Annotated in this window: 14 protein-coding genes; 8 read left to right on the forward strand and 6 right to left on the reverse strand. The window is 70.9% G+C overall.

Annotation, left to right across the window (positions count from 1 at the left end):
- Positions 1–107 precede the first annotated feature (107 nt).
- From PHA84_RS12250 to PHA84_RS12260, 3 genes are all read left to right on the forward strand, one after another.
- Entirely contained in the window at positions 108–395 is a 288-nt protein-coding gene (locus PHA84_RS12250) for a WhiB family transcriptional regulator (protein WP_270888402.1), read from the forward strand.
- Between the two features lie 43 nt (positions 396–438).
- Positions 439–570, forward strand: a complete 132-nt coding sequence (locus tag PHA84_RS12255) for a hypothetical protein (protein WP_270888403.1) — start codon at positions 439–441, stop codon at positions 568–570.
- Between the two features lie 100 nt (positions 571–670).
- Complete coding sequence (locus tag PHA84_RS12260; protein WP_333742304.1) at positions 671–1,342, forward strand: HhH-GPD-type base excision DNA repair protein; 672 nt, start codon at positions 671–673, stop codon at positions 1,340–1,342.
- Between the two features lie 221 nt (positions 1,343–1,563).
- Here the strand turns inward: PHA84_RS12260 and PHA84_RS12265 are convergent, their stop codons facing one another.
- The 3 genes from PHA84_RS12265 to PHA84_RS12275 form a co-directional block, all read right to left on the reverse strand.
- Positions 1,564–2,898 carry an ABC1 kinase family protein gene (locus PHA84_RS12265; RefSeq protein WP_270888404.1) on the reverse strand — a complete coding sequence of 445 codons (1,335 nt, stop codon included), beginning with the start codon at positions 2,896–2,898 and terminating at the stop codon, positions 1,564–1,566.
- Entirely contained in the window at positions 2,895–3,884 is a 990-nt protein-coding gene (locus PHA84_RS12270; RefSeq protein WP_270888405.1) for a hypothetical protein, read from the reverse strand. The genes PHA84_RS12265 and PHA84_RS12270 overlap by 4 nt, the downstream gene beginning before the upstream one ends.
- 115 nt (positions 3,885–3,999) lie before the next feature.
- Positions 4,000–4,158 carry a DUF5679 domain-containing protein gene (locus PHA84_RS12275; protein ID WP_333742305.1) on the reverse strand — a complete coding sequence of 53 codons (159 nt, stop codon included), beginning with the start codon at positions 4,156–4,158 and terminating at the stop codon, positions 4,000–4,002.
- A 258-nt stretch (positions 4,159–4,416) separates the two neighbouring features.
- On the opposite strand from PHA84_RS12275, the gene PHA84_RS12280 reads away from it, so the two are divergent.
- Positions 4,417–4,992, forward strand: a complete 576-nt coding sequence (locus PHA84_RS12280; protein WP_270888407.1) for a M48 metallopeptidase family protein — start codon at positions 4,417–4,419, stop codon at positions 4,990–4,992.
- Positions 4,993–5,002: 10 nt separating this feature from the next.
- Here the strand turns inward: PHA84_RS12280 and PHA84_RS12285 are convergent, their stop codons facing one another.
- A complete protein-coding gene (locus PHA84_RS12285) occupies positions 5,003–5,569 on the reverse strand; it encodes an NUDIX hydrolase (RefSeq protein ID WP_270888408.1) in 567 nt (188 codons plus the stop codon).
- Positions 5,570–5,586: 17 nt separating this feature from the next.
- Complete coding sequence (locus PHA84_RS12290; protein ID WP_270888409.1) at positions 5,587–7,074, reverse strand: zinc-dependent metalloprotease; 1,488 nt, start codon at positions 7,072–7,074, stop codon at positions 5,587–5,589.
- 60 nt (positions 7,075–7,134) lie between these two features.
- On the opposite strand from PHA84_RS12290, the gene PHA84_RS12295 reads away from it, so the two are divergent.
- From PHA84_RS12295 to PHA84_RS12305, 3 genes are read left to right on the forward strand one after another with little or no spacing between them, the layout of a single operon-like run.
- Complete coding sequence (locus PHA84_RS12295; RefSeq protein ID WP_270888410.1) at positions 7,135–8,274, forward strand: NAD-dependent epimerase/dehydratase family protein; 1,140 nt, start codon at positions 7,135–7,137, stop codon at positions 8,272–8,274.
- A complete protein-coding gene (locus PHA84_RS12300; RefSeq protein WP_270888411.1) occupies positions 8,271–8,723 on the forward strand; it encodes a molybdenum cofactor biosynthesis protein MoaE in 453 nt (150 codons plus the stop codon). Before PHA84_RS12295 ends, PHA84_RS12300 begins: the two co-directional genes overlap by 4 nt.
- Complete coding sequence (locus tag PHA84_RS12305) at positions 8,720–9,811, forward strand: YlbL family protein (RefSeq protein WP_270888412.1); 1,092 nt, start codon at positions 8,720–8,722, stop codon at positions 9,809–9,811. Before PHA84_RS12300 ends, PHA84_RS12305 begins: the two co-directional genes overlap by 4 nt.
- A gap of 36 nt (positions 9,812–9,847) precedes the next feature.
- Here PHA84_RS12305 and PHA84_RS12310 read toward each other — a convergent pair whose 3' ends face one another.
- Entirely contained in the window at positions 9,848–10,384 is a 537-nt protein-coding gene (locus PHA84_RS12310; protein ID WP_270888413.1) for a PPA1309 family protein, read from the reverse strand.
- Positions 10,385–10,579: 195 nt separating this feature from the next.
- Here PHA84_RS12310 and PHA84_RS12315 point away from each other — a divergent pair, with 195 nt between their 5' ends.
- The gene (locus tag PHA84_RS12315) at positions 10,580–13,645 is read left to right on the forward strand and encodes a UPF0182 family membrane protein (RefSeq protein ID WP_270888414.1); all 3,066 of its coding nucleotides are present in this window, start codon (positions 10,580–10,582) and stop codon (positions 13,643–13,645) included.
- Positions 13,646–13,665: the final 20 nt, after the last annotated feature.

The raw sequence follows: 13,665 nt of genomic DNA on the forward strand, positions 1-13,665 counted from the left end.
CGCACCCAGCAGAACGGGCCGGCCCCCGACCGGGGGAGCACCGGCCGGAACAGCACCGAGACAGCCGTCACGACCGTGACGCGGACGACAGAGGGAGGTGACACCCGATGCAGCTGAGCGCACTTCACGACCTGAACCAGCAGGCCGCCGTCGCAGGCGCAGGCATCCCGTGTCGAGAGAACGACGCCGAGCTGTGGTTCGCCGAGAGCCCCGCCGACGTCGAGTTCGCAAAGGCCTTGTGCCGCACGTGCCCGGCCCGCGTCGCCTGCCTCGCAGGCGCGCTCGAGCGCTCCGAGCCGTGGGGCGTCTGGGGCGGTGAGCTGTTCGTCCAAGGAGCAGTCGTCGCCCGCAAGCGTCCTCGTGGCCGGCCGCGCAAGAACCAGGTCGCCGCATGAGCACCCCCGCACCGTCCGTTCTTCGTCCATGAGGAGCTTCACCATGTTCCAGGCCTTGTACGCCGACCTGGCGCGCGCCCACCGAAAGCGCCGCCAACGGGAGTACCAGCGCCAGCTCGAGGTCCGGGCCCAGCACGAGATGCTGGTCGCCTTCCCTCGCATGCTGGCCCGGTGACCCGCTGCCCGAACCCGCCGGGACCCCCGCTCTGGAGTGGTCCCGGCGGGTTCCTCTTTGCCCACCCATCTCTCGGACGTGTCTGGCTAGGCTGAGGAACATGGCCAGACAGCTCCGGATCGCCCAGGACCCTGCCGCCGACGAGGTCCTGAGCCGGGACCCCTTCGCTCTGCTCGTCGGGATGCTGCTGGACCAGCAGTACCCGATGGAGCACGCCTTCCGCGGACCGTGGAAGATCCTTCAGCGGTTCGGCAGCCTCGACTCTCAGGCGATCGCGGAGGCCCAGCCTGAGGCTTTCGCCGACCTCTGTGCGACTCCTCCGGCGATCCACCGGTATGGCCGCTCTATGGCGGGCCGCGTCCAGCAGCTGGCCGCAGTCGTCAGGGACGAGTACGGCGGTCGTGCCGAGAGCATCTGGGAGGACGCCCCGGACGCCCGCGAGCTGCTCGAGCGACTGCGGGCGCTGCCTGGCTTCGGCGACCAGAAGGCCCGGATCTTCGCCGCCCTGGTCGGCAAGCAGCTCGGGCTGCGACCCCCCGGGTGGCAGGAGGCCGTGGGCCCGTATGCCGAGGAGGGCTCCTTCCGCTCCGTGGCCGATGTCGTGGACGCCGCCTCCCTCGCCAAGGTTCGCGAGTTCAAGCAGGCGGCGAAGGCGGAGGCGAAGGCGAAGGCAGCTGGTGCCACCACGGCCTCCGCCCCCGCCTCGGCGCCGGCGCAGGCCTCGGGGCGCGGGCGCACCGCCGGCACGAGGCGCCCAGCCGCGAAGGGCTGACCGATGCGGCGCCGGAAGGACGCACCTGACCCCTACGTCTGCGGGACGTGCGGCCGGACTGCGCAAGACGCTGCCTCAGTGGCGCTCCTGTGGACCCGCGGACTCGAGAGCGGGCGACAGGTGTGGACCTGCGAGCGCTGCAGCCGTCAGCATCTGCGCAGCATCGAGGGCAAGCTCGACTCTGCTTGGTGGTGACCTGGGTGGTCTAGCGGCCTGCGTGCTCAGACCGGTGGCGGAAGGTGGCGCATGCGCATACCGGGCATGTGCTCCACGACGATGCCGCGAGCCGGCACGGTGCCTCCCAGCTGGCACAGCACACCGATCCCGCCGAGCCACACGCGATGGATCAGCAGGTACGCCGGTGGCAGGTTGAGCTTCATCCCGACGAGGAACTCGGGCCTGCGCACGTCGTTGATGTGCGCAGCGACACTGCGCAGCCAACCCCGGCTGAAGGTGAACTCGTCATGGGTCAGCGGCTCGATGAACGGCTGAAGGTACTCCAGCAGCGCCTCCGCGTCGAGGTTCATCGACGGCTTGATGAACCCCTCCGAACGCAGCCCAGCCTCGAGCTCGGCAGCCTCCGCACACAGGGCGGCTGCGACGAGCGCCCCCATCGCAGGGGGCAGACCTTGGGGCAGGCGGTTCACCGCGCCGTAGTCGATGACCCCGAGGCGGCCGTCCGGCAGCAGGCGGAAGTTTCCCGGATGCGGGTCCGCGTGCAGGAGTCCCGCGCGGGCGGGGCCCACGAGCAGGAACTCCATGTAGCGACGGGAGGCGGCGTCGCGCTCAGCCCTGCTGCCCGACGCCACGATCGTCGACAGCGGTGTGCCGTCCATCCACTCCGAGACGATGACGTGCTCGCTGTGGACGAGCACATCGGGCACCGCGAAATGGGCATCGCCCCGGAACACCTTGGCGAAGCGCCGCTGGCTTGCCGCCTCCAGGTTGTAGTCGAGCTCCTCGGCCATCCGGGACTTGAGCTCGTCGGTGATCGGCTTGATGTCCATGCCGGGAATCCAGCCACCCGCGATGCGGGCCACCCGCGCGAGCTGGTTGAGGTCGGAGAGCAGTGCCTGCCCGGCTCCGGGGTACTGGATCTTGACGGCCACCTCGCGACCGTCGCGCCACACGCCTCTGTGCACCTGCCCGATGGACGCCGCGGCGGCGGGAGTGTCGGAGAACGACTCGAACTTGGCAGTCCGCCAGCGAGGGCCGAGCTCCTTCGCGAGCACCTTGTGCACGGTTGCCGGGGGCAGGGGTGGTGCCGCCTCCTGAAGCTTCGTCAGGGTCGCCCGGTACGGCGCCGCCATCTCCTCGGGCAGTGCCGCCTCCATGACGGACATGGCCTGCCCGAACTTCATCGCCCCGCCCTTGAGCTCCCCGAGCACCTTGAAGAGCTGCTCGGCCGTCCGCGCCTGCAGCTCGGCCGCCACCGCTTCGGCGGGCTTGCCCCCCACCCGCTTACCGAGCCCCACCGCCGTGCGGCCCGCGAAGCCCAGCGGCAGGCTGGCCAGCCTGGCCGTGCGGGAGACGGCGCGGCGCGGAAGTTCGCTCATCCGGCCATTCTCGCCTGTGGGTGGGCCGCTCCGCCGACCGGGCGGATGGATGCGCGTGGCGCGACGCAGGAGCAGCGTGGGTGCACGGGCCACTGGCGCTGGCTGACCCTCGGCCACGGCAGGCTCACCTCGAGCGAGCGACCCACCGGGACGGTCTGACCGTCGATGACGCAGAGCGAGACCATGGCGGTCATCGCGGCGGCCAGCGCGACCAGCGAGGTCTCCCCGGTGGCCTCGGCATGCTCGCCCACCGCAGGCCGCGTCAGCTGGCCCAGCACCGTCGGCCAGGCCGGGTCGAGATCGGTCCGCGTCAGGTCCAGGCATCGCAGGCACGGTCCGCCCGGCACGACCAGCGGCCCGACCAGCGCCTCGGCGCCGTGCAGGACCACCGGTAGAACCGGTGTGCCGGCCGCCGACCAGGGGTGTGCGACCGCCGTGTCGAGCGCGTGGACGCCGACGAGGACCACCAGAGCGGGAGCCTGCGTCGAACCGGTGTCCGCTTGCGCCGCCTCCCAGTCATCCGCGGCCTGGGAGCCGCTGGCCACGCGTCGGACTCCGGCGCGGCGCAGCTCGTCGGCCACGGCGGCCGGTAGCGTGCCGCGTCCGACGACCAGCACGGGAGACGACTGCCTGCGCGCGAGCGCAGCGTGTGCTCTGGTGGTCGACGAGGTCGTGCGGAGCAGGGCCTGCGCGTCCGCCGCATACAGCGCCCGTGTGGCCGCCGGCAACGGCGGTCGGTCTGCCGTGTCGACGAGCAGGCCGTGCCCAGCAAGCAGCTCCACCAGGCGAGCGCCGCTCTCGGTCGTGAGAGCCGGCGGCACTGCTCGAGTCCCGTCCAGCACCTGGAGCGCCGCGACCTCCGCCTCGTGGAGCCCCTGGACGACGACCGCCCGGCCCGGGTCGGTCCCCACCTGCACCTGACCCTCACCTCGTCGCAGGACCGGGCCGAGGACCTTCAGGAGGGTCGGTGCTTGACGGCGGGTCACCTGGACAATGTGACACAAGGCGTCGCCTGGTCCGCCCTCGTCCACAGAGCGTCGCACGCGCGAGGGGCGGGGCCGACCGCTGGTCGGACCCGCCCCTCGCGGAGGTCGCCTGGTGTCAGGCCTTGCCCAGGATGCGGTTGAGGTTGGTACCACACACCGGGCACACACCCTTGGCCATGCGGCGGCCGTTCGTCTCCACGACCTTGCCCTCGGCCTCGCGCTTCTCCTTGCACTTCACGCAGTAGAAGTCGCCCTTGTAGGTCTCGTCAGCCATCGCCATGTCTCCTTGTCGATCACACCGCACGGTGCGGTGTCGGACTGCGGCCAACCTAGACCATCCTGAGCACGAAACGCCGCAAGGGGGGCGTGTCAGCCGTGCTCCGCTGGGCCGGTCCCGGCGAGCCGGAGGGGCCCCCGGAACCGGCCTGTCGGCCGTCTCCGTCGCCATACTGGCGCCGGCTGCAGCCCTGCGCCGCGACGACCAGGAGGCGGTGACAAGGGATTGTCGGTGTGCTCGCCTATCGTGGTCAGTATGGGGAGCACCGACGTGGAAGTCCGTCGCAGCCACCGCCGGCGCCGGACGGTCAGCGCCTACCGCGACAACGGACGCACCATCGTGCTCATCCCGGCCCGGTTCACCAAGGCCGAGGAACAGCAGTGGGTCGCCACGATGGTCGCCAAGCTCGCAAAGGGGGACAAGCGTCGGCGTCCGAGCGACACCGAGCTGCGGGCCCGCGCCGCCGAGCTGTCGCAGCGCTACCTCGGAGGCATGGCGAAGCCCAGCAGCATCAGGTGGGTGACCAACCAGAACTCTCGCTGGGGCTCGTGTACGCCGGCCGAGGGCACCATCCGGATCTCGGCGAGGCTCAAGGGCATGCCGGGGTATGTGCTGGACTACGTCATCCTGCACGAGCTGGCACACCTTCTGGCTCCGGGCCACGGCCGCCAGTTCTGGTCCTTGCTCACGAGCTACCCCCGGACGGAGAGGGCGCGGGGGTACCTGGAGGGCGTCGCCTCCGCGGCAGGCCTCGACCTGACCGACGCCGACCAGGACGAGGAGGCACTGGCACCCGGGCAGGCCGCGTTGGACGTCGCGGCCGTCGACTAGGAGAAGACGGCTACCGGTCCGCCAGGAGGCGCTGTGCGGCCCGCACGAGGGGGCCGAGCTCTGCCTCCGTTGCCTCAGGCATCCCGTCGGCCGGCCACCAGGCGACGTCGAGGGACTCGTCGCTGACGGCGAAGGCCCCCTCGTCCGCCGCGACACCCGCGAAGCGGATGTCCAGGTGTTCGGCGCACCTGCCGAATGCCGGCGCCAGCAGCTCATGACGATGCAGCTCCACGACCCGCGGGTCCAGGACGAGGTCGGCGATCCCGCTCTCCTCCCTGGACTCCCGGGTGGCGGCGGCATGCACCGAGCGGTCCTCGGGCTCGAAGTGCCCGCCGAACTGCAACCACATCCCCGCTTTCGCGTGGAGCGTGAGAAGGACCTTGTCCAAGGTGCGGTTGAGGACCACGGCGCCTGTGGTCAGATGCTGGGGCGGGCCCTGCTTCCACAGCGCGTCCGGGTTGGCGCGACAGTGTGCCAGCAGGTCAGCCCGCCACTGCTCCTGCTGAGGGTCGGGCGCGTGCCAGCTCTCCAGGAGGCGCATCGCGTCGTCGCGCAGGGTGAGGAACCCGTCAGGCACGGCCGGCAGGGTGCCCCTCATCTGTCGCTCTCGCCGTAGCCGCCCTCGCCGTCGCTGCGCCCGCCCTCGCCGTCGCTCCCTCCGCTCTCGTTGAGCAGCTCGTCCAAGGCTGCGTCCAGATCCGAGTCGGTGCTGGTCCCCACCCTGTCGACGTACGCCAAAGGGTCGTCGAGGTCCGCCGCGGTGGGAGCGACGTCAGGGTGGCCCCAGGCGGCGTCCCGGGCGTCCTGGCCGTGTCTGGCCTCGAGAGCGGCCCAGAGGTTCGCAGCGTCGCGCAGCCGTCGCGGGCGCAGCTCGAGACCGACCAGTCCGGCGAAGACCTTCTCGGCGGGGCCGCCGGTCGCGCGCCGCCGCCGGACAGCCTCGCCGAGGGCGGCGGACTGCGGCAGGTGGTTCCGGGTGGCGCGGTCAGCCACGACGTCCACCCAGCCCTCCACCAGCGCGAGGTAGGTCTCGAGCCGCACCAGGGCAGCGCGCTGTGTCGCGCTGGGGTCGGGCCGGAAGAGCTGGTCCTGCAGGGCAGACTGCAGCGCGTTCACGTCGCTGGGGTCCACCGACTGCAGGGCGCTCTCGATGCGGTCGGTGTCGATGCTGATGTCCCGGGCGTAGTCCCGCACGGCGGCCATCAGCTGCGGCCCCAGCCACGGCACCTCCGAGAAGAGCCGCACTCGGGCGGCCTCACGGGCGCAGAGGTACAGGCGCACCTGTTCGAGGTCCACGGCCAGGCCGTCCGCGAAAGCCTCGACGTTCGCAGGCAGCAGGGCCACCGACCGGTCGGCGACGAGAGGTAGTCCCACCTCCGTGCCGCTCACCGTCTCCGACGCCAGCGCCCCCACCGCCTGTCCGACCTGGAGTCCGAACATCGAGCCGCTCATCCGTTCGAGCATCGGCTCCATCTGCCCCAGCAGCTGGGCAGGGTCCATGCCGGCGGGGAGCAGTCCTTCCGGCAGCGCGCCCTCCCCGAGCTGCTGTAGCTGCGTACGCATGGCGTCACCGATGGCTCGGCCCACTCCCTCGGCGACCGGCTCGACCAGGGTGCGCCACGCAGGCATGGTGGCCTCGACCCACTCCGCGCGGCTCCAGGCATGGGTCGTGATCCCGGGGGCCTCGAAAGCAGTCACCTCGTCGAGCCACAGCTCCGCCACCTGCGCAGCCTGGGCGAGCTGGCGGCGCGCCGCGTCGCCGACCGACGGGTCGCCGCTCTCCCCGACCGTCCGCCGGGCGGTGTCCGTCGCCAGCGACACGTTGATCGGCTCCGCGTCGGTGCTGGTTGCGAACATGGCCTGCATCTGACCGGTCATCAGCTCCAGCATCGCGGGGTCCACCTTGTCGATCCCCATGCCCTGCAGCGCCTTGGCCATCTCGGGGTCGACCGGGCCCCCCGTCAGCCGGGCGAGCATCTGCTCGATCTCCGGTGGCAGTCCCGAGCTGCCCGCGCCTGTGGAGCGGTCGTCCGGGTCGCCCTCGGCGGAGGGGTTGTCGGCGGAGGGCGGCAGGTCGGGCACAACGGCTCCTGGGTGGTCCTGAGAGGATGAGTCCTCCTAGACAACCACGCGGAGGCCACAGTGAGTTCCCCCCGGGGCGCCGTTCGCTCGCGGCGTAGCGTCATCGACGTCGCCGTCATCGGCGACGGCGACGCGGTGAGCTCGGCCATGCTCCGGGCCCTTGTGACGGCTGCTGCCCGCGGCGTCGCCTCGGTCGGGGGTCAGCAGGAGGCACGCGTGGGCTCCGTGGTCGCCGTGGGCGGCGAGCCGGCGGTGGTCGGGGGAGTCGAGCACCGGCTCGCCGACCCGGCAGACCCGAGCCTCGTGCAGGCGTTGCGCGGCCTGCACGCCGCGGCCTACGTCGCGGCGAGCACCGACCTGGCGGGTGACCTGCAGCTCGGGCCCAAGGTGCGCAGGGACCGAAGCCTGCGCCGCGCCCAGACTGTCATCACCGCGTGCGCGGCCGCCGGGGTGCGTCACCTGGTGGTGGTCACGGGGGCACAGGTCTACGGCGCGTACGCCGACAACCCGCTACCGCTTGCGGACGCTGCGCCACTTCGCGCGCCCTCCGATGGTGGCCAGGTTGCCGAGCTCATGGACGTCGAGCAGCTCCTCTCGATCGCCCGGGAGGTGCATCCGGGACTCATGCTCACCTCGCTGCGACCGGCCGCGCTGGTGGGCCCGGGGGTCGACACGGTCATCACCCGCCACTTCGAGGCGCCAAGGCTGCTCACCCTTCGGGGAGCGGAGTCGGCCTGGCAGTTCTGCCATGTCGACGACGTGGGCTCGGCTGTGGCAGTGGTGCTCGCGCAGTCCCTCCAGGGCGCCGTCTCGGCCGGCGCGCCGGGATGGCTCACCCAGGGCGACCTCGAGCGGCTCACGGGCATGCGTCACGTGGAGCTGAGCATCTCCGCGGCGATGGCCACGGCTGACCGCCTCCACCGCCTCGGGGTGTTGCCCACACCGGCCAGCGACCTCGCGTTCGTCGCCTTTCCCTGGGCGGTGTCCTCAGGGTTACTCCTCGACCGGGGATGGGTACCGGTGTACGACAACGAGACCTGCGTGGGCGTCCTGCTGGACACCATCCGGGGCTCGCACGCGGTCGCAGCCCGCCGGCTGGACCGGAAGGACGCCGCCCTCGGGGCGGCCAGTGCGGCGGTCGCCCTCGTCGGCACCGCAGCCATCATGCGGCGCCGCCGCAGGAAGGGTTCGCCCGCATGACCGAGCAGGTACCGCAGGGTCTGGTCGCCGCCGAGGTCGTGCTGAGCGAGGTGCGCGAGCAGCCCCTCAGCGTCGACGAGGTGCTGGACGCGGTCCGACACCCGCAGGCGGGGGGCATCGCGCTCTTCGTCGGCGTCGTCCGCGACCACGACCACGGCACGGCTGTGGCGTCGCTGGACTACTCCGCGCACCCGAGCGTCGTCGAGGCGCTGTCCCAGGTATGCCTCGCGGTCGCCGCCCGTCACCCCGTGGCGCGGGTGGGCGCCATCCACCGCGTGGGCCATCTGGAGATCGGCGACCTGGCGGTCGTCGCCGCGGTGTCTTCCGCCCACCGGGGCGAGGCGTTCGACGCCTGTCGGGACCTCGTGGACACCCTGAAGACGACCGTGCCGATCTGGAAGCACCAGCAGTTCGCTGACGGTACCGACGAGTGGGTGGGGCTGCCGTGAGCGAGCCGTTCGGGCCCGTGGTCACCGGCGACCCCTACCGGCTGAGCCGCCGCTCCACCGTCACCCTTGTCGTGGTCTTCGTCCTGATCGCTCTGGCGGCGGTGTCCACGATGGTGGGCCTGCCGTACGTCGTCATGAAGCCCGGACCCGTCACGAACACCCTCGGGAAGCTGTCCGGCAGACAGCTCATCACCGTAAGCGGCGCGGCGACGTACCCGACCAAGGGTGCCCTCGACTTCACCACCGTACGCGTCGCCGGCGGACCCGGGTTCCGGGTCACCGTCTGGGACGTCCTCGAAGCCGCCGTGAACCCGAGTGAGGACATCGTCCGGGAGGAGGCGTACTTCCCGAAGGGGGTCACGGACAAGCAGGTCGAGCAGGAGAGCGCCGCCGAGATGATCGACTCCCAGCAGGAGGCGATCGCCGTGGCCCTCAGGTCGACCGGGGCGAAGGTCACCCAGCATGTCGTGATCGCGGAGGTCGCCAAGGACGCTCCCTCCGCCGCCCTCCTGAAGGCCGGCGACGAACTCCTGTCGGTGGACGGCACCTCCATCGACAGCAGCGAGGCGGTACGGACCGCGGTCTCGAAGCGCAAGCCGGGGGAGAAGGTGTCGCTCGTCCTGCTGCGGCAGGGCAAGCGCGTCGAGGTCCAGGCCAGTACCCGGGACTCCGGTGGTCGGACCACCGTGGGGGTCTTCCTTAACCTGCGCTTCAGCTCCCCCGTCAGCGTCAAGATCAACGCCGGCAACGTGGGCGGTCCCTCGGCCGGAACCATGTTCGCGCTCGGGGTCTACGACCTGCTCACTCCCGGTGCCCTCACCGGTGGGAAGCAGATCGCGGGGACCGGCACCATCGACTCCAGCGGCGCAGTCGGGCCCATCGGCGGCATCCGGCAGAAGCTCGTGGGAGCCCACGATGGCGGAGCACGCTGGTTCCTCGCCCCGTCGGCGAACTGCGACGAGGTAGCCGGCCACGTGCCGGACGGTCTGCGGGTCGTGCGCATCGCGACGTTCGCCGAGGCACGCACCTCCGTGGAGAGGATCGCGGCCGGTCAGGGCGGCGCCCTACCGACGTGCACGGCCGGCTGAGAGGCGTCACCTCGGGCGTGAGCTCGGCTTCGCCGCTCAGTCCTGAAGAGTCGCCCGCAACGCGTGCACGAGCCCGGGCGCGATGTCGTCGCCGAGGGCCACCTGGTCGTCGCTGTCGTGGGCTCGCTGCCGAAGCAGGCAGCGGCTTGCGCCGTCCCGAGTCACGGCCACGAGCAGCCGCACGTCCTGCCGGGCCGGATGCGCCGCCAGGGCATCGACGGCGGAGTCCACGTCGGCAGGCAGGTCACGTTCCGCCTCCGGCGGCACGACGACCCGCTCGATGGCCAGAGCGGCGCCCACCACCGCGTCCGGCCAGGCGATGCCGCCCAGCAGGCTCTCCACATTGGAGGTCGGCGGCAGTCCCTCCTGCTCGATCGCGCTGAGGGCGCCCTCCGTCAGGTCGGCACCGCCCATCCGTGACCTCAGGTGCGGCTCTCGTTCCAGCAGGTCCCGCGTCGGCACCAGGGCGAAGAGCCTGGGGTTCTGGTCCCATCCCGACGCGGCGACGTGGCGCTCGGTGTCGAGTGCGGCGATGGACAGGGGGTCGGCCACCGGCCGAGGGGTCTGGCTCACCGCCCCAATGCTGCCGTATGGGTCACTCGGACGGTGCTCGAGGCGCTCGCGCCGGGAGCTGTCGCCTCGCGCCGTCGGGCCGGAGCCGTCACGCGAGTTCACCGCAGGCGGCGGGAACCCCAGGCAGGGTCGGTAAGTTGGTCTAGTACCAGCAGGCGGCCACGGCGGGTGGCCGCGCGGCAGATCGGGCGTGGTGTGAGTTCTTCTGAGTGGTTCGGCCAGGGCGAACCAGGTGACCAGGGCAGGCCTCGCGCCGGTGGAGCCGGAGCGGGAGGACGGCGGCCGCCGACCTTCACCCTGCGTCGCAGGCGGGGGCCGCTGGCCCCGACCATCGCCATCCTCGTGGCGCTGGGGTTCGTGGTGTCCATCACTGCCTCGTTGTGGACGGAGGTGCTGTGGTTCCACTCCGTCGGCTACGAGGGGGTCTTCGTCACCGAGCTGACGACCAAAATCCTGCTCTTCACGATCGCCTTCATCCTGACCGCCGGTCTCGTCGCGTCCAGCCTGGTCCTCGGGTACCGAACCAGGCCGGTGTACGCGCCGGTCACGCCCCAGCAGCAGAGTCTCGACCAGTACCGCGAGGCGATCGAGCCACTGCGGCGCGTCGCCATGGTCGCCATCCCCGGGATCCTCGGTCTGCTCGCGGCGACCGGGGCTGCGGGGCAGTGGAAGACGTTCCTGCTCTGGCGCAACTCCGAGCGCTTCGGGACGAAGGACCCGCAGTTCCACCTCGACCTGTCGTTCTTCGTCTTCACCCTTCCCTGGATCCGCTTCGTGCTGGGGTTCCTCACGATGGCGCTGATCATGACGCTGCTCGCCGCGGCGTTCACGCACTACGTGTACGGCGGGCTTCAGATCCAGGCAAGGGCGGAGCGCACCACGCGCGCCGCTCGGACCCACCTGGCCGTCATCCTCGCGGTGCTCGTGCTCGTGCGGGCTGCGAGCTACTGGTTCGACCGGTACTCCCTGGCCACCAAGGACTCCGCGCTGCTCACCGGGATCCGGTACACCGACGCGCACGCCGTGATGCCGACCAAGGCCATCCTCGCCGTGGCGGCGGTCATGACGGCGGCCCTGTTCATCGCCTCGATCTGGACGCACTCGTGGCGCCTGCCGGGAGTCGGCGTGGCCCTGCTCGTCATCACCTCGGTCGTCGTCGGCAGCATCTACCCGGCGCTCGTCCAGCGCTTCCAGGTGAAGCCGTCGGAGAAGTCGCTGGAACAGCCGTACATCGAGCGCGGGATCAAGGCGACGCGCGCCGCGTACGGGATCGACGGCATCCAGACCAAGCCCTACCAGGCGACGACCAAGGCCACGTCGGGCCAGCTGCGTGACGACGCCGAGACCATCCCGGGCATCCGGCTCGTCGACCCGATCGTGGTGTCCCCCACGTTCAAGCAGCTCCAGTCTGTGAAGTCCTACTACGCGTTCCCTGATGCGCTCGACGTCGACCGGTACAACATCAACGGCAAGCTGAGCGACACGGTGATCGCCGTGCGCGAGCTGGACCTCGACGGCGTGCCGGAGAACCAGCGGAACTGGCTGAACGACCACACCGTGTACACCCACGGCTTCGGCGTCGTTGCGGCCTACGGCAACCAGCGCGGCGCGGACGGCCAGCCGGTCTTCTACGAGCAGAACATCCCTCCTGTGGGCCCCTTGCGGGACTTCGAGCCGCGCGTGTACTTCGGCGAGCAGTCGCCGACGTACTCCATCGTCGGGGCCCCGAGCGGCGCCTCGCCGCGCGAGTTCGACTACCCCGACAGCGGCGCGGCCGGGCAGAAGAACAACACCTACGCCGGTTCCGGCGGTGTGCAGCTGAGCTCGTTCATGCGCAAGGTGGCCTATGCGCTGAAGTACCGGGAGCTGAACTTCCTGCTCTCGGACACGGTGAACGACAAGAGCCGGCTCATGGACCACCGCAAGCCCATGGAGCGCGTCCAGCGGGTCGCGCCGTGGCTGACCCTGGACGGCAACCCGTACCCGGCAGTGGTGGGCGGGCGCATCCAGTGGATCATCGACGGCTACACGACCTCGGCGGACTACCCCTACTCGAAGCTCCAGGAGATCGACAACATCACCTCCGACTCCGTCACGGAGAGCTCGTCGGCCGTTCGTCCGATCAGCAGTGGTCGGGTCAACTACATCCGGAACTCCGTCAAGGCCACGGTCGACGCGTTCGACGGCTCGGTCAAGCTCTATGCCTGGGACCAGACGGACCCGTTGCTCAAGGCCTGGAGCAGCGCCTTCCACAACACGGTCCTGCCGATGGGCGACATCAGCGGCGACCTCATGTCGCACCTGCGCTACCCGGAGGACCTGTTCAAGGTGCAGCGCTCGACGCTGGCGAAGTACCACGTGACCGACCCGAACTCGTTCTACGGCGGCAACGACTTCTGGAAGGTGCCCAACGACCCGGCGCAGGAGGACAGGGTCGTGCCGCAGCCGCCGTTCTACCTCACCCTCGCCATGCCGGACCAGCCCAAACCGTCGTTCTCCCTGACGTCGACGTTCATGCCCGCCGGTGACCGCGAGGTCCTCTCGGGCTTTCTCGCGGTGGACTCCGACGCCGGCTCGGCGGACGGCCAGCGCCGTGTCGGGTACGGAAAGCTACGCATGCTGGAGCTGCCCCGGGACACCACGGTGAAGGGTCCCGGGCAGGTCGAGAACGAGATCAACTCCTCCAACGACAACACTCCCGACTCCACGCTGACGCTGTCGCAGTTCCTCAACAACAACCGGCAGCGCGGTTCCAGCGTCACCATGGGCAACCTGCTCACGCTGCCTGTCGGCGGAGGTCTGCTGTACGTGCAACCTGTCTACGTCCGTGGCACCGGCGCGGCGTCGTACCCGCTGTCTCGCGCAACCGTGGTGGCGTTCGGCGACAAGCTGGCCTGGGCCTACACCCTGGACGGTGCCCTCGACGGTCTCTTCGGTGGCAACTCCGGCGCGACTGCAGGCGACTCCGGTACCACCGCGAACCCGCCGCCTACCACCGGTGGCGGTACCGGGCCGACCGCGCCGACCACGGACTCCAAGGCGCTCACGCAGGCGCTCGCGGACATACAGACCGCGTACGCCGACGGCCAGAAGGCCCTGAAGGATGGTGACTTCGCGGCGTACGGAGCTGCGCAGAAGCGGCTCGACGACGCGATCCAGCGGGCTGTCGCGGCGGCGCCCAAGGGTGGCAGCGCTACGGTGACGCCGACGCCGTCGGGGAGCGCCAGCCCCACCTCGTCGGCCTCTGCGACGTCGCGCTAGTCGAGCCGGATTTGGTCTGC

Origin of the sequence: Pedococcus sp. 5OH_020, from assembly GCF_027812955.1 — a bacterium.
Classification (GTDB): Bacteria; Actinomycetota; Actinomycetes; order Actinomycetales; family Dermatophilaceae; genus Pedococcus.